This window comes from Enterobacter sp. HK169, from assembly GCF_001719105.1.
Classification (GTDB): Bacteria; Pseudomonadota; Gammaproteobacteria; order Enterobacterales; family Enterobacteriaceae; genus Enterobacter; species Enterobacter asburiae_B.
This window is the reverse complement of the sequence record NZ_CP017087.1, coordinates 268,503-292,892: the sequence shown is the minus strand read 5'-3', so window position 1 is coordinate 292,892 and position 24,390 is coordinate 268,503. Positions and strand designations below refer to the sequence as shown.

At 56.2% G+C, this 24,390-nt stretch carries 24 protein-coding genes; 9 read left to right on the top strand and 15 right to left on the bottom strand.

Going from position 1 to position 24,390, the window contains the following annotated elements; translation table 11 throughout:
* Positions 1-20: 20 nt before the first annotated feature.
* The 3 genes from EnteroDNA1_RS01495 to EnteroDNA1_RS01485 are packed head-to-tail and all read right to left on the bottom strand — an operon-like array spanning position 21 to position 2,540.
* Complete coding sequence (locus tag EnteroDNA1_RS01495; RefSeq protein WP_008500616.1) at positions 21-833, bottom strand: MetQ/NlpA family ABC transporter substrate-binding protein; 813 nt, start codon at positions 831-833, stop codon at positions 21-23.
* Between the two features lie 23 nt (positions 834-856).
* Positions 857-1,525: a methionine ABC transporter permease gene (locus tag EnteroDNA1_RS01490; RefSeq protein ID WP_008500617.1), complete on the bottom strand. Its 669-nt coding sequence runs from the start codon at positions 1,523-1,525 to the stop codon at positions 857-859.
* A complete protein-coding gene (locus EnteroDNA1_RS01485; protein WP_064672342.1) occupies positions 1,518-2,540 on the bottom strand; it encodes a methionine ABC transporter ATP-binding protein in 1,023 nt (340 codons plus the stop codon). Before EnteroDNA1_RS01485 ends, EnteroDNA1_RS01490 begins: the two co-directional genes overlap by 8 nt.
* A gap of 400 nt (positions 2,541-2,940) precedes the next feature.
* On the opposite strand from EnteroDNA1_RS01485, the gene EnteroDNA1_RS01480 reads away from it, so the two are divergent.
* The 5 genes from EnteroDNA1_RS01480 (at position 2,941) to lpp (ending at position 7,813) form a co-directional block, all read left to right on the top strand.
* Positions 2,941-4,311, top strand: a complete 1,371-nt coding sequence (locus EnteroDNA1_RS01480) for a pyridoxal-phosphate dependent enzyme (RefSeq protein WP_032657782.1) — start codon at positions 2,941-2,943, stop codon at positions 4,309-4,311.
* 11 nt (positions 4,312-4,322) lie between these two features.
* Positions 4,323-5,468 carry a trans-sulfuration enzyme family protein gene (locus tag EnteroDNA1_RS01475; protein ID WP_069302695.1) on the top strand — a complete coding sequence of 382 codons (1,146 nt, stop codon included), beginning with the start codon at positions 4,323-4,325 and terminating at the stop codon, positions 5,466-5,468.
* A 73-nt stretch (positions 5,469-5,541) separates the two neighbouring features.
* The gene (ynhH, locus tag EnteroDNA1_RS22655; RefSeq protein WP_418921897.1) at positions 5,542-5,838 is read left to right on the top strand and encodes a protein YnhH; all 297 of its coding nucleotides are present in this window, start codon (positions 5,542-5,544) and stop codon (positions 5,836-5,838) included.
* Positions 5,839-5,845: 7 nt separating this feature from the next.
* A complete protein-coding gene (gene pykF, locus EnteroDNA1_RS01470; protein WP_029739779.1) occupies positions 5,846-7,267 on the top strand; it encodes a pyruvate kinase PykF in 1,422 nt (473 codons plus the stop codon).
* 309 nt (positions 7,268-7,576) lie between these two features.
* Positions 7,577-7,813 carry a murein lipoprotein Lpp gene (gene lpp / locus EnteroDNA1_RS01465; protein ID WP_010430241.1) on the top strand — a complete coding sequence of 79 codons (237 nt, stop codon included), beginning with the start codon at positions 7,577-7,579 and terminating at the stop codon, positions 7,811-7,813.
* Positions 7,814-7,873: 60 nt separating this feature from the next.
* Here the strand turns inward: lpp and ldtE are convergent, their stop codons facing one another.
* The 9 genes from ldtE to EnteroDNA1_RS01420 form a co-directional block, all read right to left on the bottom strand.
* Positions 7,874-8,887 carry a L,D-transpeptidase LdtE gene (gene ldtE, locus EnteroDNA1_RS01460; RefSeq protein WP_069302694.1) on the bottom strand — a complete coding sequence of 338 codons (1,014 nt, stop codon included), beginning with the start codon at positions 8,885-8,887 and terminating at the stop codon, positions 7,874-7,876.
* A gap of 97 nt (positions 8,888-8,984) precedes the next feature.
* Positions 8,985-9,401 (bottom strand): cysteine desulfuration protein SufE, encoded by a 417-nt coding sequence (sufE, locus tag EnteroDNA1_RS01455; protein ID WP_028012869.1) that lies wholly within the window; start codon positions 9,399-9,401, stop codon positions 8,985-8,987.
* Positions 9,402-9,415: 14 nt separating this feature from the next.
* The gene (sufS, locus tag EnteroDNA1_RS01450) at positions 9,416-10,636 is read right to left on the bottom strand and encodes a cysteine desulfurase SufS (protein ID WP_069302693.1); all 1,221 of its coding nucleotides are present in this window, start codon (positions 10,634-10,636) and stop codon (positions 9,416-9,418) included.
* The gene (gene sufD, locus EnteroDNA1_RS01445) at positions 10,633-11,904 is read right to left on the bottom strand and encodes a Fe-S cluster assembly protein SufD (RefSeq protein ID WP_069302692.1); all 1,272 of its coding nucleotides are present in this window, start codon (positions 11,902-11,904) and stop codon (positions 10,633-10,635) included. Before sufD ends, sufS begins: the two co-directional genes overlap by 4 nt.
* Positions 11,879-12,625: a Fe-S cluster assembly ATPase SufC gene (gene sufC / locus EnteroDNA1_RS01440; RefSeq protein ID WP_033145303.1), complete on the bottom strand. Its 747-nt coding sequence runs from the start codon at positions 12,623-12,625 to the stop codon at positions 11,879-11,881. Before sufC ends, sufD begins: the two co-directional genes overlap by 26 nt.
* Positions 12,626-12,634: 9 nt before the next feature.
* A complete protein-coding gene (gene sufB, locus EnteroDNA1_RS01435) occupies positions 12,635-14,125 on the bottom strand; it encodes a Fe-S cluster assembly protein SufB (RefSeq protein WP_023335409.1) in 1,491 nt (496 codons plus the stop codon).
* Positions 14,126-14,133: 8 nt separating this feature from the next.
* A complete protein-coding gene (gene sufA / locus EnteroDNA1_RS01430) occupies positions 14,134-14,502 on the bottom strand; it encodes a Fe-S cluster assembly scaffold SufA (RefSeq protein WP_033145301.1) in 369 nt (122 codons plus the stop codon).
* A gap of 313 nt (positions 14,503-14,815) precedes the next feature.
* Positions 14,816-15,544, bottom strand: a complete 729-nt coding sequence (locus tag EnteroDNA1_RS01425) for a MerR family transcriptional regulator (protein ID WP_033145300.1) — start codon at positions 15,542-15,544, stop codon at positions 14,816-14,818.
* 188 nt (positions 15,545-15,732) lie between these two features.
* The gene (locus EnteroDNA1_RS01420) at positions 15,733-16,953 is read right to left on the bottom strand and encodes a diguanylate phosphodiesterase (RefSeq protein WP_064672337.1); all 1,221 of its coding nucleotides are present in this window, start codon (positions 16,951-16,953) and stop codon (positions 15,733-15,735) included.
* Between the two features lie 336 nt (positions 16,954-17,289).
* On the opposite strand from EnteroDNA1_RS01420, the gene ycgZ reads away from it, so the two are divergent.
* The 4 genes from ycgZ (at position 17,290) to fdhF (ending at position 20,504) form a co-directional block, all read left to right on the top strand.
* A complete protein-coding gene (gene ycgZ, locus EnteroDNA1_RS01415; RefSeq protein ID WP_029739771.1) occupies positions 17,290-17,529 on the top strand; it encodes a regulatory protein YcgZ in 240 nt (79 codons plus the stop codon).
* Between the two features lie 4 nt (positions 17,530-17,533).
* Positions 17,534-17,854 (top strand): hypothetical protein, encoded by a 321-nt coding sequence (locus EnteroDNA1_RS01410; RefSeq protein WP_029739770.1) that lies wholly within the window; start codon positions 17,534-17,536, stop codon positions 17,852-17,854.
* 29 nt (positions 17,855-17,883) lie between these two features.
* On the top strand, positions 17,884-18,162 hold the full coding sequence (locus EnteroDNA1_RS01405; RefSeq protein ID WP_048977426.1) for a biofilm/acid-resistance regulator YmgB/AriR: 279 nt from the start codon (positions 17,884-17,886) through the stop codon (positions 18,160-18,162).
* Positions 18,163-18,353: 191 nt separating this feature from the next.
* A complete protein-coding gene (gene fdhF / locus EnteroDNA1_RS01400; RefSeq protein WP_069302691.1) occupies positions 18,354-20,504 on the top strand; it encodes a formate dehydrogenase subunit alpha in 2,151 nt (716 codons plus the stop codon).
* 88 nt (positions 20,505-20,592) lie between these two features.
* Here the strand turns inward: fdhF and EnteroDNA1_RS01395 are convergent, their stop codons facing one another.
* The 3 genes from EnteroDNA1_RS01395 to ydiJ all read right to left on the bottom strand — a co-directional run bounded on the left by EnteroDNA1_RS01395 (position 20,593) and on the right by ydiJ (position 24,336).
* Positions 20,593-20,787: a YdiH family protein gene (locus EnteroDNA1_RS01395; protein ID WP_003857766.1), complete on the bottom strand. Its 195-nt coding sequence runs from the start codon at positions 20,785-20,787 to the stop codon at positions 20,593-20,595.
* An 85-nt stretch (positions 20,788-20,872) separates the two neighbouring features.
* Entirely contained in the window at positions 20,873-21,283 is a 411-nt protein-coding gene (gene menI, locus EnteroDNA1_RS01390) for a 1,4-dihydroxy-2-naphthoyl-CoA hydrolase (RefSeq protein ID WP_048979481.1), read from the bottom strand.
* Positions 21,280-24,336 carry a D-2-hydroxyglutarate dehydrogenase YdiJ gene (gene ydiJ / locus EnteroDNA1_RS01385; RefSeq protein ID WP_064672335.1) on the bottom strand — a complete coding sequence of 1,019 codons (3,057 nt, stop codon included), beginning with the start codon at positions 24,334-24,336 and terminating at the stop codon, positions 21,280-21,282. The genes menI and ydiJ overlap by 4 nt, the downstream gene beginning before the upstream one ends.
* Positions 24,337-24,390 lie beyond the last annotated feature (54 nt).

The following is a 24,390-nucleotide window of genomic DNA, read 5'->3' as shown; positions in this document are numbered from 1 at the left end:
TCATCTGTAAAATCAGTAAATTAGTTGTTTACTGGGATGACCGCGCCTTTGTACTTGGTGCGGATCCAGTCCTGAATCTCTTTCGAGTGCAGGACGTTCACCAGGGCAACGATATCTTTCTTCTTCTCGTCACCGCGATGCACGGTAATGATGTTGGCGTACGGGTTGTTTTCACCGCTCTCTACCGCAATCGGGTCGTGAACCGGATCCAGACCGGCGTCAATCGCGTAGTTGGCGTTAATCACCACCGCATCGCCTTCATTGTTGTTGTACATCTGCGGCAGCAGAGAGGCTTCCACGTTCGGCGTGAACTTCAGCTTTTTCGGGTTCTCAACGATGTCGCTGATGCGCGCGGTCACTTTGTCGATGCCCGGCTTCAGCTTGATCACGCCCTCTTTCTCGAAGATGGAGAGAATACGCCCCTCTTCAGAAACCGCGTCACGCATGATGATCTTGCCGCCTTCCGGCAGGTCTTTCAGCGACTTGTATTTTTTGGAGTAGATGCCGATTGGCTCAATGTGGATCGCGCCCGCACTGACGAAATCGTAGTCTTTATCGCCCGCATGATCCTTAAGCACGCTGTTCAGGTAAGGAATGTGCTGGAAATAGTTCGCGTCGATGTCATGACCCGCCAGCGCGGTGTTCGGCAGAATGTAGTCCTGGAACGGTTTAATCTCCAGGTCGATACCCTGCTTCGCCAGAATCGGCTTAGCCTGCTCCAGAATTTCGGCGTGCGGCGTGTTGGATGCGCCCACGGTCAGGGTGTCGGCCCAGGAGGCGAAGCTCAGGGCGCTCAGGGTTGCGGCGGCGATCAGTGTCAGTGTTTTTTTCATGATGTGGTTCCTGTGTGTATTTATTAGCGTTTATCTAACAGTGAAGTAATGACATCGCCGCAGAACTGGATAATGAAAACGATGATCAGAATGGTCACCGTTGCCACCAGCGTGACGTCACCATGGTTGCGCTGGAATCCTTCCAGATAAGCCAGATTTCCCAAACCGCCGGCGCCAATCACCCCCGCCATTGCGCTGTAGCTCACCAGCGCAATGAGCGTCACCGTAATACCCGATACCAGTGCGGGTGATGATTCCGGCAGTAAAACCCGAAACACTAACGTGCTCAGTCGTGCGCCCATCGAGCGCGTTGCTTCGATGACGCCTTTATCCACTTCACGCAGGGCGATCTCCACCAGGCGTGCGTAGAACGGTGCGGCGCCCACAATCAGCGCCGGCAGCGCCGCGTTGGCGCCGAGAATGGTGCCGACGACGGTCTTGGTGAACGGGATCAGCAGGACAATCAAAATGATGAACGGAATAGAGCGGAACACGTTCACCACAATCGAAATCACGCTGTAGACCGTGCGGTTGTGGAACAGCCCGCCGCGCGCGGTTAAAAACAGCGCCAGCCCCAGCACAATGCCCAGCACAAACGTCGCCACGCCGGACAGCGCGGTCATGTACAGCGTCTCCAGCGTCGCCGCCCAGAGCTGATCCCACTTGAGATGCGGAAAGAGATTCTCAGCCATGTTTAATCACCTCGCCTTCAATATCGCTGTGCTGCAGGTCGGCGAGGATATTGTTCAGTTGTTCATCGGATGCCACGACATGCACCCAGAGCTGACCAAACACACCGTGGGCGGTTTGCGTCATTTTCCCGTGCAGGATATTAAACGGCAGGCCGTAGCGCAGGGTCAGTTCACCCACGATCGGCTTATGGGTGCTGTGCCCGGTAAAGGTCAGCCTGATGACCGTGCCTTCCAGATCGTTTGCCAGTTCGGTATTGAAGGTTTCCTCCTCGGCGTACTGGCTCACCTGGCGGACAAACTGCTGCGTAATCGGCTGCTGCGGATGGGTAAAAACGCTCAGTACGTCACCCTCTTCCACCACTTTACCGTTCTCCATCACCGCCACGCGGTCGCAGATTTTGCGCACCACGTGCATCTCGTGGGTGATCAGCACGATGGTCAGCCTGAAGCGGCGGTTAATATCCAGCAGCAGATCGAGGATCTGATCGGTGGTCTGCGGGTCGAGCGCGGAGGTGGCTTCATCGCAGAGCAGCACGTCAGGGCTGTTAGCCAAAGCGCGCGCAATGCCGACGCGCTGCTTTTGTCCGCCGCTCAGCTGGGACGGGTAGGCATTCTCGCGCCCCTTCAGGCCAACCAGATCCACCAGCTCGGCGACGCGCGCCTTGATGTTGGCTTTTGGTACACCGGCGATTTGCATCGAGAAAGCGATATTCTCGCTCACCGTGCGCGACCACAGCAGGTTGAAGTGCTGGAACACCATGCTGATTTTCAGGCGCGCCTGGCGCAGCGCTTCACCCTTTGCCGCAGAGATATCCTGTCCGTTAATGGTGACGCTTCCGGCGCTGGGTTTTTCCAGGCCGTTCAGCAGACGAATCAGCGTGCTTTTCCCGGCTCCGCTGTAGCCGATAATTCCGTAAATCTGTCCCTGTTCTATCGTCAAATTGACGTCATCAACGGCAGTCAGCGCGACCTTTCCGTTGTCAAAAACCTTCGAAATATTCCTGAGTACGATCATTCTTATTCTTTATCCGTTTCGCGCATGGCTGTTTAGCAGTATGGATGTCCAAACGATAGTAAACAGGCGTTATCAGCTTTCAAATGAACAAAAAAGAATTTGTTATAACTTTCGGAAATAAACAGCGGATTTACAGGGTGGGAAGCATTTAGACCAATTTCAGCAATGATTATCTGCCGGATGCATATCTGCTGGCAGATGCCCGCGAAAAACGCTCATTTTTGCAGCATTTCATGCCGGTATAGCCATCCTCACATCCAGACAACTTTACGTCTTGCTGTCCTGACATCCAAAAATGGCATTTATATTCTTTTCTGTTCTAAAGAGCAGTGAATGGTTCTTTATTGCGAAAATTTCGCCGCTCTATCATCCCGTCATGACATCCAGAAAGGAAAACATCATGACGATTTACCACTCCGTCACCGAACTGATTGGCCGTACCCCGCTTATCCAGCTGCACAAGCTTGATACCGGTCCCTGCTCGCTGTTCCTGAAGCTGGAAAACCAGAATCCGGGCGGCTCTATTAAGGATCGCGTTGCGCTGTCGATGATTAACGAAGCGGAGCGTACCGGCCAGCTGCAGCCGGGCGGCACGATTATTGAGGCGACGGCGGGGAATACCGGTCTCGGCCTGGCACTGATTGCCGCCCAGAAAGGCTACTCGCTGATCCTGGTGGTGCCGGACAAAATGAGCCGCGAGAAGATTTTCCACCTGCGCGCGCTGGGTGCCCAGGTGGTGCTGACCCGCTCCGACGTTAACAAGGGCCACCCCGCCTATTACCAGGATTACGCCCAGCGCCTGGCCAACGAGCTGCCCGGCGCGTTTTACATCGACCAGTTCAATAATGAGGCCAACCCGCTGGCGCACCGCACCACCACGGCACCGGAACTGTACGAGCAGCTTGACGGGCGGATCGACGCCATCGTGGTGGGCGTCGGCTCAGGCGGTACGCTGGGCGGCCTGCAGGCGTGGTTCGCCGAGCACTCTCCGCACACGGAGTTTGTCCTGGCAGACCCGGCAGGATCGGTTCTGGCCGACCAGGTGGAAACTGGACGCTATCACGACGCGGGCTCCTGGCTGGTTGAGGGGATTGGCGAAGACTTTATTCCGCCGCTGGCCCACATTGAAGGGGTGAATCGCGCCTGGCGCATCACCGACCGCGAGGCCTTCACCACCGCGCGCGATCTGCTGAAAACGGAAGGCATTCTGGCGGGCTCCTCCAGCGGCACGCTGCTGGCGGCCGCGCTGAAGTATTGCCAGGCGCAGACCGCGCCGAAACGCGTGGTGACCTTCGCCTGCGACAGCGGCAATAAGTATCTCTCGAAGATGTTCAACGATGACTGGATGCGTCAGCAAGGGCTCATCACGCGCCCTCAGGCCGGCGATCTCTCCGACTATATCGCCCTGCGCCACGATGAAGGCGCCACCGTTACCGCCGCCCCGGACGACACGCTTTCCACCGTACTGGCACGCATGCGCCTGTATGACATCTCCCAGCTGCCGGTGCTGGAGAACGGCAAGGTGGTGGGCATTATCGACGAGTGGGATCTCCTGCGGCACATCGGCGGCGACGGCGACCGCTTCGCGCTTCCGGTGACGGCAGCCATGACGCGTCAGGTGGAGTTTCTTGATAAACACGCCCCGGAAAGCGCCCTTAACGCCATCTTCGACCGCGGTCTGGTGGCCGTGATTAATGACAACGACCGTTTTCTCGGTCTGATTACGCGCAGCGACGTTCTGACCGCCTGGCGCAACCGTCTTCAGCAATAAAGGAATCGATGATGAAAAACCTGGCTACCCTGAGCGTACACAGCGGCGAGTTCAACGACCAGCACGGCGCCGTCATGCCGCCGATATACGCCACCTCAACGTTTGCGCAACCGTCACCCGGCGAGCATACCGGCTATGAGTATTCCCGCAGCGGCAATCCTACCCGCCATGCGCTGGAAACCGCCATCGCCGAACTGGAAGGCGGCACGCGCGGCTACGCCTTCGCCTCCGGTCTGGCGGCCATCTCCACGGTGCTCGAACTGCTGGATAAAGACAGCCATATTGTCGCCATTGATGACGTTTACGGCGGGACGTACCGCCTGATTGAAAACGTGCGCAAGCGCAGCACCGGCCTGCAGGTCAGCTGGGTTAAACCGGACGACCTGGCCGGTCTCGAGGCCGCCATCCGCCCGGATACCCGCATGGTGTGGGTCGAAACGCCAACCAACCCGCTGCTGAAGCTGGCGGATCTGGCGGCCATTGCGGCGATCGCCCGCCGTCATAACGTCATCAGCGTGGCGGATAACACCTTCGCGTCACCGGTGATCCACCGTCCGCTGGAGTCAGGTTTCGATATCGTGGTGCACTCCGCCACCAAATACCTGAACGGCCACTCTGACGTGGTGGCCGGGCTGGCGATTGTCGGGGACAACAGGGAACTGGCGGATAAGCTGGGCTATCTGCAAAACGCGGTAGGCGGCGTACTGGATCCGTTCAGCAGCTTCCTGACGCTGCGCGGTATTCGCACGCTTGCTTTGAGGGTAGAAAAGCACAGCACCAACGCGCTGGCGATTGCGCAATGGCTGGATCAGCACCCTCTGGTCGAAAAGGTGTTCTATCCCGGCCTGGAATCGCATCCGCAATATCAACTTGCCCGTACGCAGATGGCCCTGCCCGGCGGGATGATTTCCGTGGTGGTAAAAGGCGATGCGCAACGCGCCACCGAGGTGATTCGCCACCTGAAGCTGTTCACCCTCGCGGAAAGCCTCGGCGGTGTGGAAAGTCTGGTGAGCCAGCCTTACAGCATGACCCACGCCTCGATTCCGCTGGAGCAACGCCTGGCAAACGGCATTGTGCCGCAGCTGATCCGTCTGTCAGTCGGGATTGAAGATCCGAAAGACCTGATTGCCGATCTCAGCCAGGCGCTGCAAAAATAAGCAAAACGCGGCAGGTCAATCACCTGCCGCCATAAGTTGTCATCATGGCTTAACGCCTTGATAACAATATTATGTGAAACTGCACAGATTATTTCTGAAACACCGTTTCCATTTTCCTTTTATCTTAAAATCAGCGTATAATGCGCGCCTAATCCCTGGTGAATGGTTTCAGCGCTTGGAATACAAAAAACAACGTACAACTTCTCCTCTCCTTCGTTGGGCTGTCACTCAGGCACACTTTCTTCTGCACGCTCATTTGATGTCTCCTATCCTTAGTGCGTGTCATATACTCTTTTGCAACACAGGTTTGACTCCGCGGCGGTGCGCCCCCGGAGCGAGATTTCCATATCCTTCCCAACTTAAAGACTAAGACTGTCATGAAAAAGACGAAAATTGTTTGTACTATCGGCCCGAAAACCGAATCTGAAGAGATGCTGACCAAAATGCTGGACGCCGGCATGAACGTGATGCGTCTGAACTTCTCCCACGGTGATTACGCAGAACACGGTCAGCGTATCCAGAACTTGCGCAACGTAATGAGCAAGACCGGTAAAAAAGCTGCGATCCTGCTGGATACCAAAGGTCCAGAAATCCGCACCATCAAACTGGAAGGCGGTAACGACGTCTCTCTGAAAGCGGGCCAGACCTTCACCTTCACCACCGACAAATCCGTTGTTGGCAACAGCGAAATCGTTGCAGTGACCTACGAAGGCTTCACCAACGACCTGTCCGTCGGTAACACCGTGCTGGTAGACGATGGTCTGATCGGTATGGAAGTCACCGCGATCGAAGGCAACAAGGTTATCTGTAAGGTGCTGAACAACGGCGACCTGGGCGAAAACAAAGGCGTTAACCTGCCGGGCGTCTCTATCGCACTGCCAGCACTGGCTGAAAAAGACAAACAGGACCTGATCTTCGGTTGCGAACAAGGCGTTGACTTTGTTGCGGCCTCCTTCATCCGTAAGCGTTCAGACGTGGTTGAAATTCGTGAGCACCTGAAAGCCCACGGCGGCGAGAAGATCCAGATCATCTCCAAAATTGAAAACCAGGAAGGCCTGAACAACTTCGACGAAATCCTTGAAGCGTCTGACGGCATCATGGTTGCACGTGGCGACCTGGGCGTAGAAATCCCGGTTGAAGAAGTGATCTTCGCGCAGAAGATGATGATCGAGAAATGTGTTCGCGCGCGCAAAGTGGTTATCACCGCAACGCAGATGCTGGACTCCATGATCAAAAACCCACGCCCTACCCGCGCAGAAGCAGGCGACGTGGCTAACGCCATCCTCGACGGTACTGATGCCGTTATGCTGTCCGGCGAATCCGCAAAAGGTAAATATCCGCTGGAAGCAGTGTCCATCATGGCCACAATCTGCGAACGTACCGACCGCGTAATGAAAAGCCGTCTGGACTACAACAACGACAGCCGCAAGCTGCGCATCACCGAAGCGGTATGCCGTGGTGCAGTAGAAACGGCTGAGAAGCTGGAAGCACCGCTGATCGTGGTTGCGACCCAGGGCGGTAAATCTGCTCGCGCGGTGCGTAAATACTTCCCGGATGCGACTATCCTGGCGCTGACCACCAACGAAACCACGGCTCGTCAGCTGGTGCTGAGCAAAGGCGTGATCCCTCACCTGGTGAAAGAGATCGCGTCTACGGATGATTTCTACCGTCTGGGTAAAGAAGTGGCTCTGGAGCTGGTTGATCGTGGTCTGGCACAGAAAGGTGACGTTGTGGTCATGGTTTCTGGCGCGCTGGTGCCAAGCGGAACCACCAATACCGCATCTGTTCACGTGCTGTAATAATTCCCGAACGAATTAATTTTGATAAAAAGCGCCCTCCGGGCGCTTTTTTTATTCCTGGCATTAGCTAAAGTCATTCAAATTGCAAATCGGGTTTTTCTATTTAATTGCGAATTATCTAAGATGAATCCGATGATAAATGCCTTTTTTTACTTAGATTTTTGCTCAAAAAGGGCCGATTCGATGCTTCTTTGAGCGAACGATCAAAAATAGGTGTATTCCCATCAAAAAAATATTCTCAACCCAAAAAACTTTGTGTAATACTTGTAACGCTACATGGAGATTAACTCAATCTAGAGGGTATTAATAATGAATCGTACTAAACTGGTACTGGGCGCGGTAATCCTGGGTTCTACTCTGCTGGCTGGTTGCTCCAGCAACGCTAAAATCGATCAGCTGTCTTCTGACGTTCAGACTCTGAACGCTAAAGTTGACCAGCTGAGCAACGACGTGAACGCAATCCGTTCCGACGTTCAGGCTGCTAAAGACGACGCAGCTCGCGCTAACCAGCGTCTGGACAACCAGGCTACTAAATACCGTAAGTAATAGTACCTGTTAATAAAATGGCGCACATTGTGCGCCATTTTTTTTGCCTGCGTCAAACGGCTACTGCGTCACCTTCTCCCCTTCATCTTCCGCTACCGCAGCGGACACCCGACTGTTCTGCACCGACAACACGCTATTGCTGGCCGACGGGCCGCTCCCTGACGACACGATAACCGGGATCCCGGCGCGGCGTGACAGAGCTTTCTCAATCAGAGCCTTATCGCTTCCCGCCTGAGAAACAAAGGTCGCAAAGTCTGCGGAATGGGTAATGGGCGAGACCTGCGGGTTTTCTCCCTCAGCCTGCGCCAGCGGGCGATGGACTTCAATATAGCGTTTGCCATCCGGCTCCACGGAGAACTTCACGGGTTCATTGATAATCTGTACCCGCGTGCCAACCCGCACCTGTTCGAACAGAGCTTTAATGTCCGGGGCGTTCATCCGCATACAGCCGGAGCTGACGCGCAGGCCAACGCTGTCCGGCGCGCTGGTGCCGTGGATGAGATACTCCCCGTTACCCACGCCTAAACGCAGTGCAAAGCGTCCCAGCGGGTTATTTGGCCCGGCAGGTACCACCGGCGGTAATTTAATTCCCTGCTCCAGAGAGCGTGCTCTGATGCCCGGCGTGGGTGTCCAGGTGGGATTCGGGATTTTCTGGCTTACGCGCGTGGTCGTGACCGGTGTTTCCAGCCCCAGCTGTCCGATGCCGAGCGGGAAGACCTGAACGATGTTTTCTCCCGGCGGGAAGTAGTAGAGCCGCAGCTCAGCGAGGTTCACCACAATCCCCTCGCGCGGCGTGTTCGGCAGCAGCATCTGCGACGGGATGGTAATGACGGTTCCCGGCGCCGGGTTGACTGGCGCAATGGTATTGTTCGTTTCCAGAATCACCTGCGCCGCGGTATTAAACCGGCGGGCGATGGTCTGCAGCTTATTATCCCCTTCCTGTATCGTGTAGGTTTGATTTTGCCCAATCAGGCGACTGCCTGCGGGCGGCAACGGATAGTCCATCGCGCGGGCCGAATTAAGTGCGCCGAGCGAACTGAGGAGTAATAGAGTTATGAGAGACGCGCGCTTCATGCTGAGATTCCTTATTCACTGGCAGGACGCCAGAAAGCTGAAAAACCAGCGAGGCGGGAACCACCTCGCGAAACAGAATGAATGCTGTTCTGTAAGTCTAGCTAAGGATTGCAGCTTTGGCGCGGATCGCGCGAATCATCGCTTCCAGTCCCTGGGAACGAGACGGGGTGAGGTGTTGTGTGAGGGCCATTTTTTCAAACCACGGGCGGACATCGAACGCGACAATATCCTGCGCCGACATCCGGTGGTAAAGAATAAAGACGACCGCAATAAGCCCTTTTACAATGGCCGCATCGCTATCGCCGTGTAGTGCTATCGTGCCGTCGTCAGACTGCTCCATCACAATCCACACCTGGCTCTGACAGCCCTGAATAATATTTTCCGGGTTATGCGCCTCTTCACCGAGCGGCGGCAGACGCTGTCCCAGCTCGATGATATACAGGTACTTCTCTTCCCAGTTTGCGCAACGCCCAAAGTTGCGCAGCAATTTGTCTCTGTCCGGCAGTTCTGCCATCTTTCGCCTCTCCGTTAGCCCAGCAGCTGGTGAATGCGCTTAAGCCCCGCCACCAGCCTGTCGACCTCTTCCGTTGTGTTGTACATCACCAGCGACGCGCGGCACATTGCCGGCACCTGGTAAAACGCCATCAGCGGCATGGCGCAGTGGTGCCCGGTACGGACCGCCACGCCGTAGTTATCGAGGAAACTGCCCACGTCATAGGCGTGATGTTGCCCGAGATTGAACGCAATCACCCCTTGCCGGTCGGCAGGCCCGTAGAGGGTCAGATCCGGCACGCTGGCAAGCTCGGCAAGCGCATAGTGCATCAGCAGCTGTTCGTACTCCTGAATGCTATCAAGGCCGATTGCGGAGACGTAGGAGACCGCCGCCCCCAGCCCGATAATCCCGCCGGTGTTGGGCGTACCCGCCTCAAAACGCCACGGTGCGCGCGCGTAGGTGGTGCCTTCCGTCAGGCTAACGGTGGCGATCATCGATCCGCCCCCTTCCCACGGCGGCATCGCCTGCAGGATATCTTCTTTCACGTACAGTACGCCAATCCCGGTCGGCCCATAGAGCTTGTGGCCTGAAAAGACGTAGAAATCACAGTCCAGCGCCTGAACGTCAACCGCGTGGTGCATCACCGCCTGAGCGCCGTCAATCAGAACCTTCGCGCCGGCCTGGTGGGCTTTTTCGACAATCTCTGCCACCGGGTTTTTAGTCCCGAGCACGTTAGAGACCTGAGTGACCGCCACCAGCCGCGTTTTATCATCCAGCAGTGCGTCGAGCTGCTCGAGCTGCAGCGTCCCGTCAAGGTTAAGCGGAATGACCCGCAGCTGCGCGCCAACGCGCTCACAGAGCATCTGCCACGGCACGATATTGGCGTGGTGCTCCATCTGGGTGATGATAATGTTATCCCCCGCGTGGACCTGCGCGTTGCCCCAGCTGTTAGCGACAAGGTTGATCCCTTCGGTGGTTCCGCGCACGAAGACCAGCTCCTCAGGCGATTTTGCATTGAGGAAGGCGGCAATTTGCGTGCGCACGTTTTCCATACGCTGGGTCGCCTCGGCGCTCAGGGTATGAATACCGCGATGCACGGCGGCGTAGCCGTGGCGATAAAACTCGGCTTCCGCATCCACGACCGGGTTAGGCTTCTGCGCGCTGGCCGCGCTGTCCAGATAGGCCAGAGGAAGACCGTTTACTTCACGGGTCAGAACCGGAAAATCTGCCCGTACTTTCTCGACGGGAAAACTCATGCTTCGCCTCCAGGCAGACGCTGACCGATACGCGCCAGCACCTGCTGTTTCAACTGACCATCGTTCAGCGCTTCCGTCAGTTCGGCGGCAAACGCATAGATAATCATTTTCTGCGCCGCCTGCTGGTCGATACCGCGGGAACGCAGGTAGAACATCTGCTCGTCGTCGATGCGCCCGACCGTCGCACCGTGGCTGCACTTCACGTCGTCGGCGTAGATCTCCAGCTGCGGTTTGGTGTCCACTTCCGCCAGGCGACCTAACAGCAGATTGTTGTTGGTCATCTGCCCGTCCGTTTTAATGGCGTGCTGCGCCACGTTAATCAGTCCGTTAAATACCGCGCGCCCTTTATCACTCACGATAGTTTTGTGCAGCTGGCGGCTGTTGCAGTAACCTTTGTTGTGCTCCAGCCAGGTGCGCGTGTCGCACACTTCAGATTTAACCGGCATCGCCAGGCTGTTGATGCGCAGCGTGGTGTTTTCACCGTTAAGCTGCGTGCTGGTGTTGTGGCGCAGCACCGACCCGCCGAGCAGGAAGCTATGGCTGTACGATGCGGCATCCGGACCCAGCACAATGTCGTTATGGGCAAAGTGGTGGCTCTGCGGGTTCTCAAACGCCAGCTTGACGTGGTGAAGCTGGGCATTGGCGGCTACGTTCATCGTCAGACGCGATCCGGTAAAGTGGCGCGTCTCGTTGAGGCTGACGTAATGTTCGATTACCGTGGCCTCCGCCCCCTCCGCCAGCTCAAGATGGTGGCGATAGTGCGCGGTGTTGATTTCGTCGCCGTCCAGCCCCTGGGTGATGTGCATCAGCAGCAGCGGTTTTGCCGGACGCTGGTTACGCTTCACGGAGATATGCGTCACGCTGCGGGCCAGGCTCTCGGTCAGGTGGAGGAAAACCTCAGGCTGAACCGGGGCGCTCAGGGGCTGGCGATCGTCGTTTATCTCAATCTCAAATCCGCTCCCCTGAAGGGCGTCGCTCAGCTCCGGACGGAACTCACCGTCGACAAACACCAGGCGCACGGCATCCACGTTTACGGCCAGCGCGTCACGCTGCGCCGGGGTGAGATCCGCCAGACGGGTCACAAAATCGGCGTTCAGCAGGCCATCAAGCGGGGTGTATTTCCAGTTCTCATGCTTACGCGTCGGCAGGCCGAGACGCAGCATCTGCTGCAGATGCTGCTGCGCCTGCTCAGAGCGCGTGCCGCCCTGGGCTTCAAACAGCCGGTGCCACTGCTGGAGCGCATTACTGCTGTTCGGTAAGCCAGCCATAGCCCTGCTCCTCCAGTTGTTTAACCAGCGTGAAATCACCGGATTTCACAATACGCCCCTGGTAAAGCACGTGGACGTAATCCGGCTTGATGTAGTCCAGAATGCGCTGGTAGTGGGTGACGATAATGAACGAACGCTTGCCGTCGCGCAGGGAATTCACGCCGTCAGCGACAATCTTCAGGGCGTCGATATCCAGACCGGAGTCGGTCTCATCCAGAATGCACAGCTCGGGCTCCAGCACCGCCATCTGCAGAATGTCGTTACGCTTTTTCTCGCCGCCGGAAAAGCCAACGTTCACCGAACGGGTCAGCAGATCTTCCGGCATCTTCAGCAGCTTGATCTTCTCTTCCATCAGGTCCTGGAAGTCAAAGCGATCCAGCGCCTCCAGGCCGCGATACTTGCGCACCGCATTCAGCGCCGTCTGCAGGAAGAACTGGTTGCTGACGCCCGGAATTTCGACCGGGTACTGGAAAGCCATGAAGATGCCCTCTCCCGCGCGGTCTTCGGGCGACATCTCAAGCAGATCTTTGCCGTTAAACTCCACCGAGCCGTGGGTTACCTCATAATCTTCGCGCCCCGCCAGCGTCGCAGACAGCGTACTTTTTCCGGAGCCGTTCGGCCCCATGATGGCGTGAACTTCGCCCGGCCTGACGTCAAAATTGAGGCCACGCAGGATGGCTTTGTCTTCTACGCTAACCTGTAAATCTTTAATGCTTAACATGTGCTTTCCTTAACCGACGCTGTGTTCAAGACTAATGGCGAGGAGTTTCTGGGCTTCAACGGCAAATTCCAGCGGCAGTTCAGAGAACACGTCCTTACAGAAGCCGTTAACGATCATCGAGATGGCGTCTTCTTCACTGATCCCGCGCTGCAGGCAGTAGAAAAGCTGATCTTCCCCAATCCGCGACGTCGTCGCCTCGTGCTCAAGCTGGGCCGTGTTGTTACGGCACTCGACGTACGGGAAGGTATGCGCCCCGCAGTCTGCGCCAATCAGCATCGAGTCACACTGGGTAAAGTTTCGCGCATTGGTGGCCGTCGGCATGATTTTCACCAGCCCGCGATAGCTGTTCTGGCTATGCCCGGCAGAGATCCCTTTCGAGATGATGGTTGATTTGGTGTTTTTACCGATGTGGATCATCTTGGTGCCGGTATCGGCCTGCTGATGGCCGCTGGTCAGCGCCACCGAGTAAAACTCGCCGATGGAGTTATCCCCGCGCAGAATGCAGCTCGGGTATTTCCAGGTGATGGCAGAGCCGGTTTCAGACTGGGTCCACGACATCTTGCTGTTTTCGCCTTCGCACAGCGCGCGCTTGGTGACGAAGTTCAGGATACCGCCGGTATTGCCGTCGCCCGGGAACCAGTTTTGCACCGTGGAGTATTTCACCTCGGCATCTTTGTGGATGATGACCTCCACCACCGCCGCGTGCAGCTGGTAGCTGTCGCGAACCGGGGCGGAGCACCCTTCGATATAGCTGACGTAGCTGCCTTCATCCGCAACCAGAATCGTGCGTTCGAACTGGCCGGTTTTTTCGGCGTTGATACGGAAATAGGTGGACAGCTCCATCGGGCAGCGCACGCCTTTCGGCACATAGATAAAGGTGCCGTCAGAGGCTACCGCCGCGTTGAGCGCCGCAAAGAAGTTGTCGTTAGAAGGCACCACGGTCCCAATGTATTTTTTCACCAGTTCCGGATGATCGTGAATCGCTTCGCCGAAGGAGCAGAAAATGATCCCCTGCTCTGCCAGCTTCTCGCGGTAGGTGGTCGCCACCGAGACGGAGTCGAAAATGGCGTCCACCGCCACCTCTTTCCCCTCACGCACGGGCACGCCAAGCTGGTTAAAGGCTTCTTCCACCTCTTTGCTGAGGAAACTGTTCTCCGCACCGGTTTGCTGCACCGCGCCGGGCTGCGAGGCGCAGGTATCGTCACAGCTGCCGCAGGAGGGCGCAGAATAGTAGCTGTAATCCTGATAGTTCAGCTTGTCGTAGTGCGCTTTCAGCCAGTGCGGTTCTTCCATCTCCAGCCAGGCGCGGAAGGCGCTCAGGCGGAACTCCAGCATCCACTCGGGCTCGTTGCGTTTCGCCGAGATCGCCCGCACGACATCTTCGTTGATGCCTTTCGCCAGCTCATCGGTCTGCAGCTGGGTGAAGAACCCCTCTTTATAGTTGAGGTGCCCACCGCCCCAGGTATTTACTTCACTCGTTGCTTCAGTATTACGAGACATAGTACCGCCTATACCCCAAAGCTTTCGCCGCAGCCGCATTCGTTCTGGGCTTTCGGGTTATGAAATTTGAATAACTGGTTTAAGCCTTCGCGGACGTAGTCCACTTCGGTGCCGTCAATAAACGGCATGGCCTGCAGCGCGACGTACAGCTTCGCGCCGTCAGTCTCGAACACCAGGTCATCTTTCTCGGGTTCGGTGACGGTATCGAGCACGTAGCCGAAACCCGCGCAGCCGGTCTGTTTGACGCCTAAACGCACGCCAAGGATCTCGGGCTTTTTCGCCACCAGATCGTGAATATGTGCCGCCGCCGCTGGCGTGAGCGTTAAGCCGCGCCAGGCAAAATCGGCAGGATTAAAGGTTTCTGAATGCAGTTCCATAGGTCCACCTCATCTGATAAGCCATCAGGGCATAACACCATGTTAGTGATAACGATTATCACTTCAACCCTCTGTCAGCAGGGGCATTCGGCTAAACCGCCCTTTTTGCCTACTTTTATTAAGCATAGACCCTGTGAGAGGATGCAGTCAGGATGGATGTATTTGTTCAATGCATTGATTAATAATGCATTTCGTCGCGGCATTTATGACAGGGAAGAGAAAAGTAAAATATGCATCGGAAATGCCTATTTTTGAGATAGCTTTTGCTCAGAAAATGACAAAAACAAAAAAAGGCCCTCAAGGCCTCTGTTAATCAGTGATGAAATGAGACAGCAAACCCCTGTTCACGCCAGTGGTCGAGCTGTTCCTGCTGGCGAGGCGTTGGGGATTTCCCCGTCCAGACGAAGATTTTTTGCCCAGGGAACAGTTCAGGACGCGGCGAATCAATAGGTTCCGCCAGGACGTCAATGTGCCATCCCTTCTGCGATAAGCGCGCGGCTTCCAGCCACAGGTGGGTGCGGTCATCGCATTCCCAGCCAATCAGGAGGGCGTCTTTACCAGCTTTTTTGCGGGATTCCGCCAGGCTTGCAATCGCGAATTCGATCAGGACGCCGTCAAACAGGCTCGCCATGTGGCGCACGGTGTTTTGATCCTGATTCATGCGCTGACGAACGGGAGAAATAATATTGTCAATCAGCGCATCTATCGCGTGATCGCGGCGGAATTCGCCCATTTTGGCGCGCAGCTTTGCCGGGCTGGCGTAACGCAGAACGGTCATCATCTCTTCCTGGAACGAGACCCAGTTGCCCTGAGTCAATACTTCTTTGTTTTCCAGCAAGGCTTTGACTTTTCCGACCGAGACGCCGCTTTTCATCAGGCGCTTGATCTCTTCTATGCGGAGGATATCTTCATCGTCAAACTGACGATGACCCCCTTCGCTGCGCTGCGGCTTCAACAATCCATAACGGCGCTGCCAGGCACGCAGCGTAACGGGGTTGATACCGCATCGTTCGGCCACTTCGCCGATACTGTAATAGGCCATTAACTCCCTCACGCTCAGAACTTCCATACCTAACTGCACCAACCTTATCAGATTGTACACACCATTTGTATAACTAAGACCGCATTTTGCTCAGGTGAATGGGCTACTCCTCCCTTCACCTGTTAATACATTGTTGTATAAAAATTACCATTCGTACAGTTAACTCTGCCGTAATGTGTACAGCTTTATCAGAAGTCGAACTTTTTCTCCGGCCACGCAATCGCGGGAATACCGCCGTGTCGCGGGCTGGCAAAAAGATGTCCCTGGAACTGGGAAATCCCGGCGGATTCCAGCCACATCCACTCTTCAGCCTTCTCTACTCCTACCGCGCAGAACTGGATCTCAAGCGAGGAGCAGCATTTAATAATCGCCTGAATAATGGCCTGTCGGGGGCCACTTTTATGCACGTTCGCGACCAGATCGCGATTAATCTTAATTCTGTCCGGCTGGAACTGCGCCAGCAGCTGCAGCCCGGCAAAACCGGCGCCAAAGTGATCGATCGTCACGCTGATACCCGCGCTTTTTAACTGCCTGACCGAATCCGTGAATTCATCAAAACGGGAAATGGCTTCGCTCTCGGTGAACTCCACCACAATTTGCTCGGGTACAAACCCATTTGCTTCAATCGCGGTGAGCAGGAAATCCACGGCGTTGGGAATGTTGACCAGCGTCATGGGCCGCAGGTTGAGGGATAACGTCTGATCCTGTAGCCCCAGCGCGCTGGCCATGGAGAGCGCCACCTGCTTGCTGTGTAAATCAGAGGCGTACACCTCGTCACGCGGCAGATTAGCAAAGTAATCTCCCGGTGCGCCGCCGTCAGGCGTGCGGAGAAGCGCCTCCCAGGAGACGACCTGCTGCATAAACGGATCGACTATCGGCTGGAACGCAAAGCTGCAATCCGCCCCTTTCGCGACCACTTCGGGCTGCGCGGACAGGCGCGTTTCTTCGCGAACGAACTCCCAGGAATCCGCAGGCGGCAATTCAAAATAGTTCGCTTTTTCCGTGGCCTCGACAAAGGTGCGGAAAAACTGCAGCGGGCGGTCATTATACGTCAGCTGATAGCGTGTCGTCCCCCTGTTGAGCACCTGCTGCAGCACTTCTTCCCTGTCGAAGTGGCGCAAATCAAAAAGCTCCATGCCCACGTTGCCAAAACGCCGGACAGGTCCATGATCGCGCATCAGCTCCACCACGTTATGGTGGCGCGGGTCGCTGCAGATCTGCTCATAGATAGCAGAGACGTGTTCCACTGGCCCTTCAAGCAGCTGAAAAAAATGTGTGCCGTTAAACAGCAGGATCCCCGTGACATTGGATTGCCGGTTTTTACTATTTGCTGCAGCGACCATGGCTTCCAGCGCTTTCACTGGAACGTCCTCGCAGATATGGCTGCGGTAAATGATGGTTGTGAGCATGCGATTCCTGGGGTTAGGGTTTTGGCCACAAAAAGGTGGATAAGTATCATTTATAGCACATTCATTGCCTGACAAATAATTTACATCTCAATCATTTACGGCAGTTAATGAAACATTTTTCTGCGCTGTACAACTTACCAGTGTCAGACCTTTTTGTACAATATATCCTGTAATATTACCGGTTCATACCAACTAATTAACCACCTGAAAATAAAGCAATTTATAAAATATATCATAAAAATATTAAAAATCTGTACATTTTAAGTGTACAGATTTAAGAATTGTGTATACCTTAATTGTAACGTTAGTGATTACAAAATTTTACAGGAGCGAAACATGCAGCAGAAAGGTTACGCCACAGATTCCGCAGCAGCGATCGCACAGTACTTCGAAAAGGCGGCGCTTCCTACTCAGCAGGAGACGCTGGGCCAGGTGGTTGTCGAAATCCTCAGCGACGGGCGAAACCTGAATCGCAAATCGCTCTGTACCAAACTGCTCAGCCGCCTCGAAAGGGCCGATGGTCCGGAAGAGGAAGAGCACTACCACATGCTGCTTGGTCTGCTCTTCGAACGGTAACGTGATGAATAGCAGTGACGCAGACCGACTGATCGACACGCTTATCGGTGAAGCCGTTCTCTCTCTTCTGAAAGAGCGGGGGCCAGTAACAACCGAAGGATTGCTGCAGCGTCTGCGGGTCATGAAAGAACATGAAAAGGATCCCCGGCGGCGGGAGACACTTGCGGTGGTGATTGCCGAGATCGGCTCAAACAGCATCGCCTTTAAACGTCGCAGAACCGCGCAAGGACGAACGAACAGAGAGGGACCTCTCAACGATAACAGAGACAATGTAGTGCCTTTATTTGGAAGTGGAAAACCGTCCGACCCCAAAAAAATACATTGACTGCAATTTAACAGCTACGGTGAGAACAAATGAGACAAAATATTCAGCTTCAACCCGAATACCACTCTGCTTTTTTAGACAGTGCGCTGGCGGAATATTTCCGTCATGCAGGCGATCGTTTTGCTGAAGAGTCCGCTATTTTTTCTACTGCAGTACGCTGTGTTCTGGCCTCCGAAGGCCATCTGTCCAACAAAGCGATAATCCTCTGGCTCATTCAGACGCTGGAAGCGACCCACGATGTTGTCCAGGCGGATGTAATTCGCAAGACGCTGGAAATTGTCGTAGGCTACACCATGGACGACCTGTAATTTCACGGCTACTCATCCTGCTTTCGTGTCATCGTCAAAACTGACGAATGTTCTGACGATGACACGCGTCTTTCCCGCTTAACACCCTGTTAAATCAGCAAAGCCAACCTGGCACGGTTCCTGCTTACCTCTGCTTACGGGACTGGGTTTTCCAGTCAACTTTGCTTCATTTCTTAACAGGTCTGTTATTGATGAAAAAGATCGCCAGCGTCTGCCCCTACTGCGGTGCAGGCTGTAAATTAAACCTTGTCGTTGAAAATAACCGTATCATCCGTGCCGAAGCCGCAGAAGGCGTCACAAACCAGGGCACCCTGTGTCTGAAAGGCTTTTACGGCTGGGACTTCCTCAACGATACCCGTCTGCTCACCCCGCGCCTGACCCAGCCGATGATCCGCTACCATAAAGGCGAGGCATTCACTCCCGTTACCTGGGAAGAGGCTATCCGCTACACCGCGCACAAACTCAGCAGCATTAAAGCGCAGCACGGGCCGCGGTCGATCATGACCACAGGATCCTCTCGCGGAACCGGCAATGAAACAAACTATGTGATGCAAAAATTTGCCCGCGCGGTGCTTAACACCAACAACGTGGACTGCTGCGCGCGCGTTTGTCACGGCCCTTCCGTGGCCGGTTTACAGGAAACGCTCGGCAACGGGGCGATGAGCAACTCAATCAACGATATTGAAAACTCAAAATGCCTGCTGGTGTTTGGCTATAACTGCGCGGACTCCCACCCTATCGTCGCCCGACGCGTGCTGAAAGCGCGGGAAAACGGCGCAAAAATTATCGTCTGCGATCCGCGGCGCATTGAAACGGCGCGCATCGCCGACCAGCATCTGCAGCTGAAAAACGGCAGCAACATGGCGCTGGTAAACGCCTTTGGCTACGTGCTGCTGGAAGAGGAGCTCTACGACAAAAGCTACGTGGCGCGCTTTACCGAGGGGCTTGAGGCCTATCGCCAGACGGTGAAAGACTATGCGCCGGAGAAGGTTGAGCATCTTACCGGCATTCCCGCCCGCGACGTTCGCCAGGCGATGCGCACCTTCGCGGCGGCCCCTTCCGCCACCGTGATGTGGGGGATGGGCGTGACCCAGTTTGGTCAGGCCGTGGATGTGGTCAAAGGGCTTTCCAGCCTGGCGCTGCTGACCGGCAACCTCGGGCGCCCTGCCGTCGGCGTCGGTCCCGTGCGCGGGCAAAACAACGTTCAGGGCGCCTGCGATATGGGCGTTCTGCCAAATATGTTCCCCGGCTATCAGGATGTGACCGATCCGGCGGTCAGGCAGAAGTTTGCCGATGCCTGGGGAATTGACGCCAATAAAATGGACGATCGGGTCGGGACGCGCATTACCGAGGTGCCTCATCTGGCGCTGGAAGGCAAGGTCAAGGCCTACTACATCATGGGGGAAGATCCGCTTCAGACCGAAGCCGATCTCGGTCTCGTTCGCAGCGGTTTTGAGGCGCTCGACTTTGTGGTGGTTCAGGACATCTTTATGACCAAAACGGCAGAAGTGGCGGACGTTCTGCTTCCTGCCACCTCCTGGGGTGAACACGGCGGCGTCTTTACCTGTGCCGATCGCGGATTCCAGCGTTTTGGCAAAGCCATTGAGGCCAGCGGCAACGTGAAGCGCGACTGGGAGATTATCAGCCTGCTCGCCACCGAGATGGGCTACCCGATGCATTATGACTCCAACCAGCAGATCTGGGACGAGATGCGCGAGCTGTGCCCTCTCTTCTACGGCGTGACGTATGAAAAAATGGGCGAGATGGGCCACGTGCAGTGGCCGTGCCCGACGCTGGATCATCCGGGAACGCCGTACCTGTACAAAGACAATCAGTTCGACACCCCAACCGGTAAAGGGCAGCTCTTTGCCGCCCCGTGGCGCGCGCCGGCGGAAACTCCGGACGCGGATTTCCCGCTGGTGCTGTGTACGGTCCGTGAAGTGGGGCACTACTCCTGCCGCTCGATGACCGGGAACTGCGCCGCGCTGCAAAGCCTGGCCGATGAACCGGGCCGGGTGCAAATGAACCCTGCCGATGCGGAAAAGCTGGGCATCAAGGAGGGCCAGCTGGTCTGGGTGCGTTCGCGTCGCGGCAAAGTGATTACCCGCGCCAGCATTAGCGAGCGTATCAACGCCGGGGCGGTCTACATGACCTATCAGTGGTGGATTGGCGCCTGCAACGAGCTAACCCAGGATAATCTCGATCCCATCTCAAAAACGCCGGAAACGAAGTATTGCGCGGTGCAGCTGGAGGCGATTGAGGACCAGCGCTGGGCGGAGGATTTTGCGGCGTCGGCGTATCAGTCCATGAAGTCGCGGCTGATCAACGCCGTCAATGTCTGAGGAAAATATCGGGTGGCGTCACCGCCGCCCGATACTGAATTTCAGACACAAAAAAGGCCGCACTCGCGGCCCTTTTATTCTCATGTACTCAATGGACGTGAACGCCCAACCGCCAGGCAAAATAGATCTCTTCTTTCAGTTCATTCGAAGAGAGCGCCAGCAAATCTGTAAATTCCAGCTCAAGCTGTTTCAGCTTTTTCAGGTACTGCGCCGGAGACAGGTTGCTCTTATCGCGACGTAAATATTCAATTGCCAGCTGTGTTGGGGTTATTTCAGTATCCATGATGTCCTCGCTTATGTACAAAACCTGACCAGTATATCACAACAGACTGGCTAGTTTTTGACCAAAGGCAAAACATCTGAAAACTTTACACAACCGCCGTGGTCAGCCGCGACGAGCAGCACAGGCGATCCTGCTCATCGAGAATATCTATCTGCCACACCTGATGGCGGCTTCCGGCGTGCAGCGCGCGGCAAACACCGCGCACGCGCCCGCTGCGCACCGAGCGAATGTGGTTAGCATTCACCTCAAGTCCAACAACCTTCTGCTCCCCGTCGGTACAGAGATACCCCGCCACCGAGCCCAGCGTTTCGGCCAGCACGACGGAGGCCCCGCCGTGCAATAAACCAAACGGCTGGTGGGTGCGACTATCGACGGGCATGGTGGCCTCAATTTCATCGTCGCCAATGCGGATGAACTGGATATCCAGCAGCCCCACCATATTCCCCTCGCCCATGGCGTTCAGCGCCTGCAGCGTCACGGCACGTTTCCAGATCATCCAATTATCTCCAGTAAAGCCTGCAATGGGTGACGCACACCGTTACCTTCTACCCGTTTTACCTGGCTGCGGCAGGAGTAGCCCGTCGCCAGACAGCGGTTTCGCGGCAAACGCTGCATCGCCTGATGCCAGGACAGCTCATAGATGCCGAGCGAGTTGGCGTGGTTTTTCACTTCGTGTCCGTAGGTTCCGGCCATCCCGCAGCAGCCTACGTTGACGCTCTCCAGCTTCGCACCGAAGCGGGCAAAAACGGACGCCCACTGCGCGGGGGCACCCGGCAGCGCGGTCACTTCCGTGCAGTGGCCGAACAGATACCACGGTTCACCGCTGACGTCCTGAACGGCTTTATCTGCCAGCGCCACCGGAAGCCACTCGTGCACCAGCATGACGTTGAAATCGCCGCGCTTATCGCCCAGCGTCTGCTTGTATTCATCGCGATAGCAAAGCACCAGCGCCGGATCGACGCCGACCATCGGTATCCCGAGTTGCGCCACGCGGTTTAAGAAGTCAGACGTTTTCTGCGCGGTCTTCGCAAATCGGTTCAGGAAACCTTTAATGTGCTGCGCCTTGCCGTTGGGAGAGAACGGCAGCACAACCGGCTGGTAGCCCACTTTCTCCGCCAGACGGACAAAATCGGCCACGACCTGCGCATCGTAGTAGCTAGTGAACGGATCCTGCACCACCAGCACCATACTGGCTTTTTGCTCCGGAGCGAGCGCCTCCAGCTGTTCCAGAGTCATGTTCGCCGAACGGTGACCGACGAGCTGGCGCTGCAGAGACGGGACCGACAGCAGCGGCAGATCGACCATGCCGATGTGTTTTTCGGAGAGCTTGCGCACCAGCGGCTGGTTGATAAAGAAGTTGAAGGTCTTTGGCGCACGCGCCATCAGCGGCGCGTAGCTTTCCACCGTCGCCACCAGATGGTCGCGCACCGGGCGGAGGTATCGGGTGTGGTAAAGCTGCAGGAAACGCGAGCGGAATTCCGGCACGTCGATTTTAATCGGGCACTGGGTGGAGCAGGCTTTACAGGCCAGACAGCCGGACATCGCCTCTTTCACCTCATGGGAGAAATCATACTCGCCCTTGTTGGCATGCCAGCTGTTGCGGGTGCGCTCAATCAGCGAGCGCAGGCTGGCCCGTTTTTCCGGCAGCTCCTGCTCCAGCTTGAGCGGATCCACCCCGCGGTCGGCCAGCAAACGCAGCCACTCGCGCACCAGCGTCGCCCGCCCTTTCGGCGAGTGAATACGGTTGCTGGTGATTTTCATCGACGGGCACATCGGGCTTTTCACATCAAAGTTAAAGCACAGGCCATTGCCGTTGCACTCCATCGCGCCGCGCCAGGACGAGCGCACCGCAATCGGGATCTGCCTGTCGTACGTGCCGCGCTTGACGGCATCCACCTGCAGCATCGGGGCATCAACACCCTCAGGCGGGCAGATTTTACCCGGGTTGAGGCGGTTATGCGGGTCGAAAGCCGCTTTCACCTTACGCAATTCCGCGTAGAGCTGTTCGCCGAAGAATGCCGGGCTGTACTCCGCGCGGAACCCTTTCCCGTGCTCCCCCCACAGCAGACCGCCGTATTTGGCGGTTAAGGCCACCACGTCGTCGGAGATCTGCTTCATCAGGATCTCCTGCTGCGGGTCGCACATGTCCAGCGCCGGACGCACGTGCAGTACCCCGGCGTCGACGTGGCCGAACATGCCATAGCTCAGGCCGTGGCTGTCCAGCAAGGCGCGAAACTCCACGATGTAATCCGCCAGATGCTCGGGCGGCACGCAGGTATCTTCGGCAAAGGGAATGGGCTTCGCCGCCCCTTTCGCATTGCCGAGCAGGCCCACGGCTTTTTTACGCATCGCATAGATACGCTCAATCCCGGCCAGATCGTTACAGAGCTGCCAGCCGATCACGCCGCCTTCACCCTGCGCAATCAGCTCGTCCAGACGCTGGCAGAGCGTGGTCACCTGGCTCTCAATCAGCTCCGCATCATCGCCGGCAAATTCCACAATGTTGAGACCGAGCATCTCTTTGTCCGGCACGTCGGTAATGAGGTCGCTTACGGAGTGCCAGACAATATCTTCCCGGGCAAGATTGAGCACCTTAGAGTCGACGGTTTCCACCGACAGCGCCTGCGCTTGCACCATAAACGGCGCATTGCGCAGCGCGGAGTCGAAGGAGTCATATTTGACGTTCACCAGACGGCGCACTTTCGGCAACCGGGTGATATCCAGCCGCGCTTCGGTAATAAACGCCAGCGTTCCTTCGGAGCCGGTCAGCACGCGGGTTAAATCAAACTGGGTCAGGTCATCGTTAAAGACGTGACGCAGATCGTAACCGGTCAGGAAGCGGTTCAGCTTGGGGAATTTATCGAGAATAAGCTGGCGGTTGTCGCGGCAGCGTTCCAGCACGGTGCGATAGATGCGCCCGCTGGCGGTGTTGTCTTTGCCCAGCGTTTCCGCCAGTTCGACCGGCATCGGCTGGGTATCGAGAATATCGCCGCCCAGCAGCACCGCACGCACGCCCAGCACGTGATCGGAGGTTTTACCGTAGACCAGCGAGCCCTGCCCGGAGGCATCCGTGTTAATCATCCCGCCAAGGGTCGCGCGGTTGCTGGTGGAAAGCTCGGGGGCAAAAAAGTAACCGTAAGGCTTGAGATACTGATTAAGCTGATCTTTGATGACGCCCGCTTCGACCCGCACCCACCCCTCTTCCGGGTTGATCTCAATGATGCGGTTCATATAGCGCGACATATCAACAATGATGCCCTGGTTCAGCGCCTGACCGTTGGTTCCGGTGCCGCCGCCGCGCGGCGTGAAGACCAGCGAGGCAAACCGCTCCTGCGTGGCCAGCCGGGCGATAAGCGCGACGTCGGCCGTTGAACGGGGGAAAACCACGGCATCGGGAAGAAGCTGGTAGATACTGTTATCGGTCGCCATCGTCAGCCTGTCGGCATAGTTCGTGGCGGTATCACCTGTAAAACCCTGTTGCTCCAGTGCCTGCAAAAAATTAAGCACCAGCTGAACGACGCCAGGTGCCTGAGAAATCTGTGGGATCATGACTGTCGACCCTAATTAGAGTTGTATGAAATCGTTTGCGTGTATCTTAAAAGT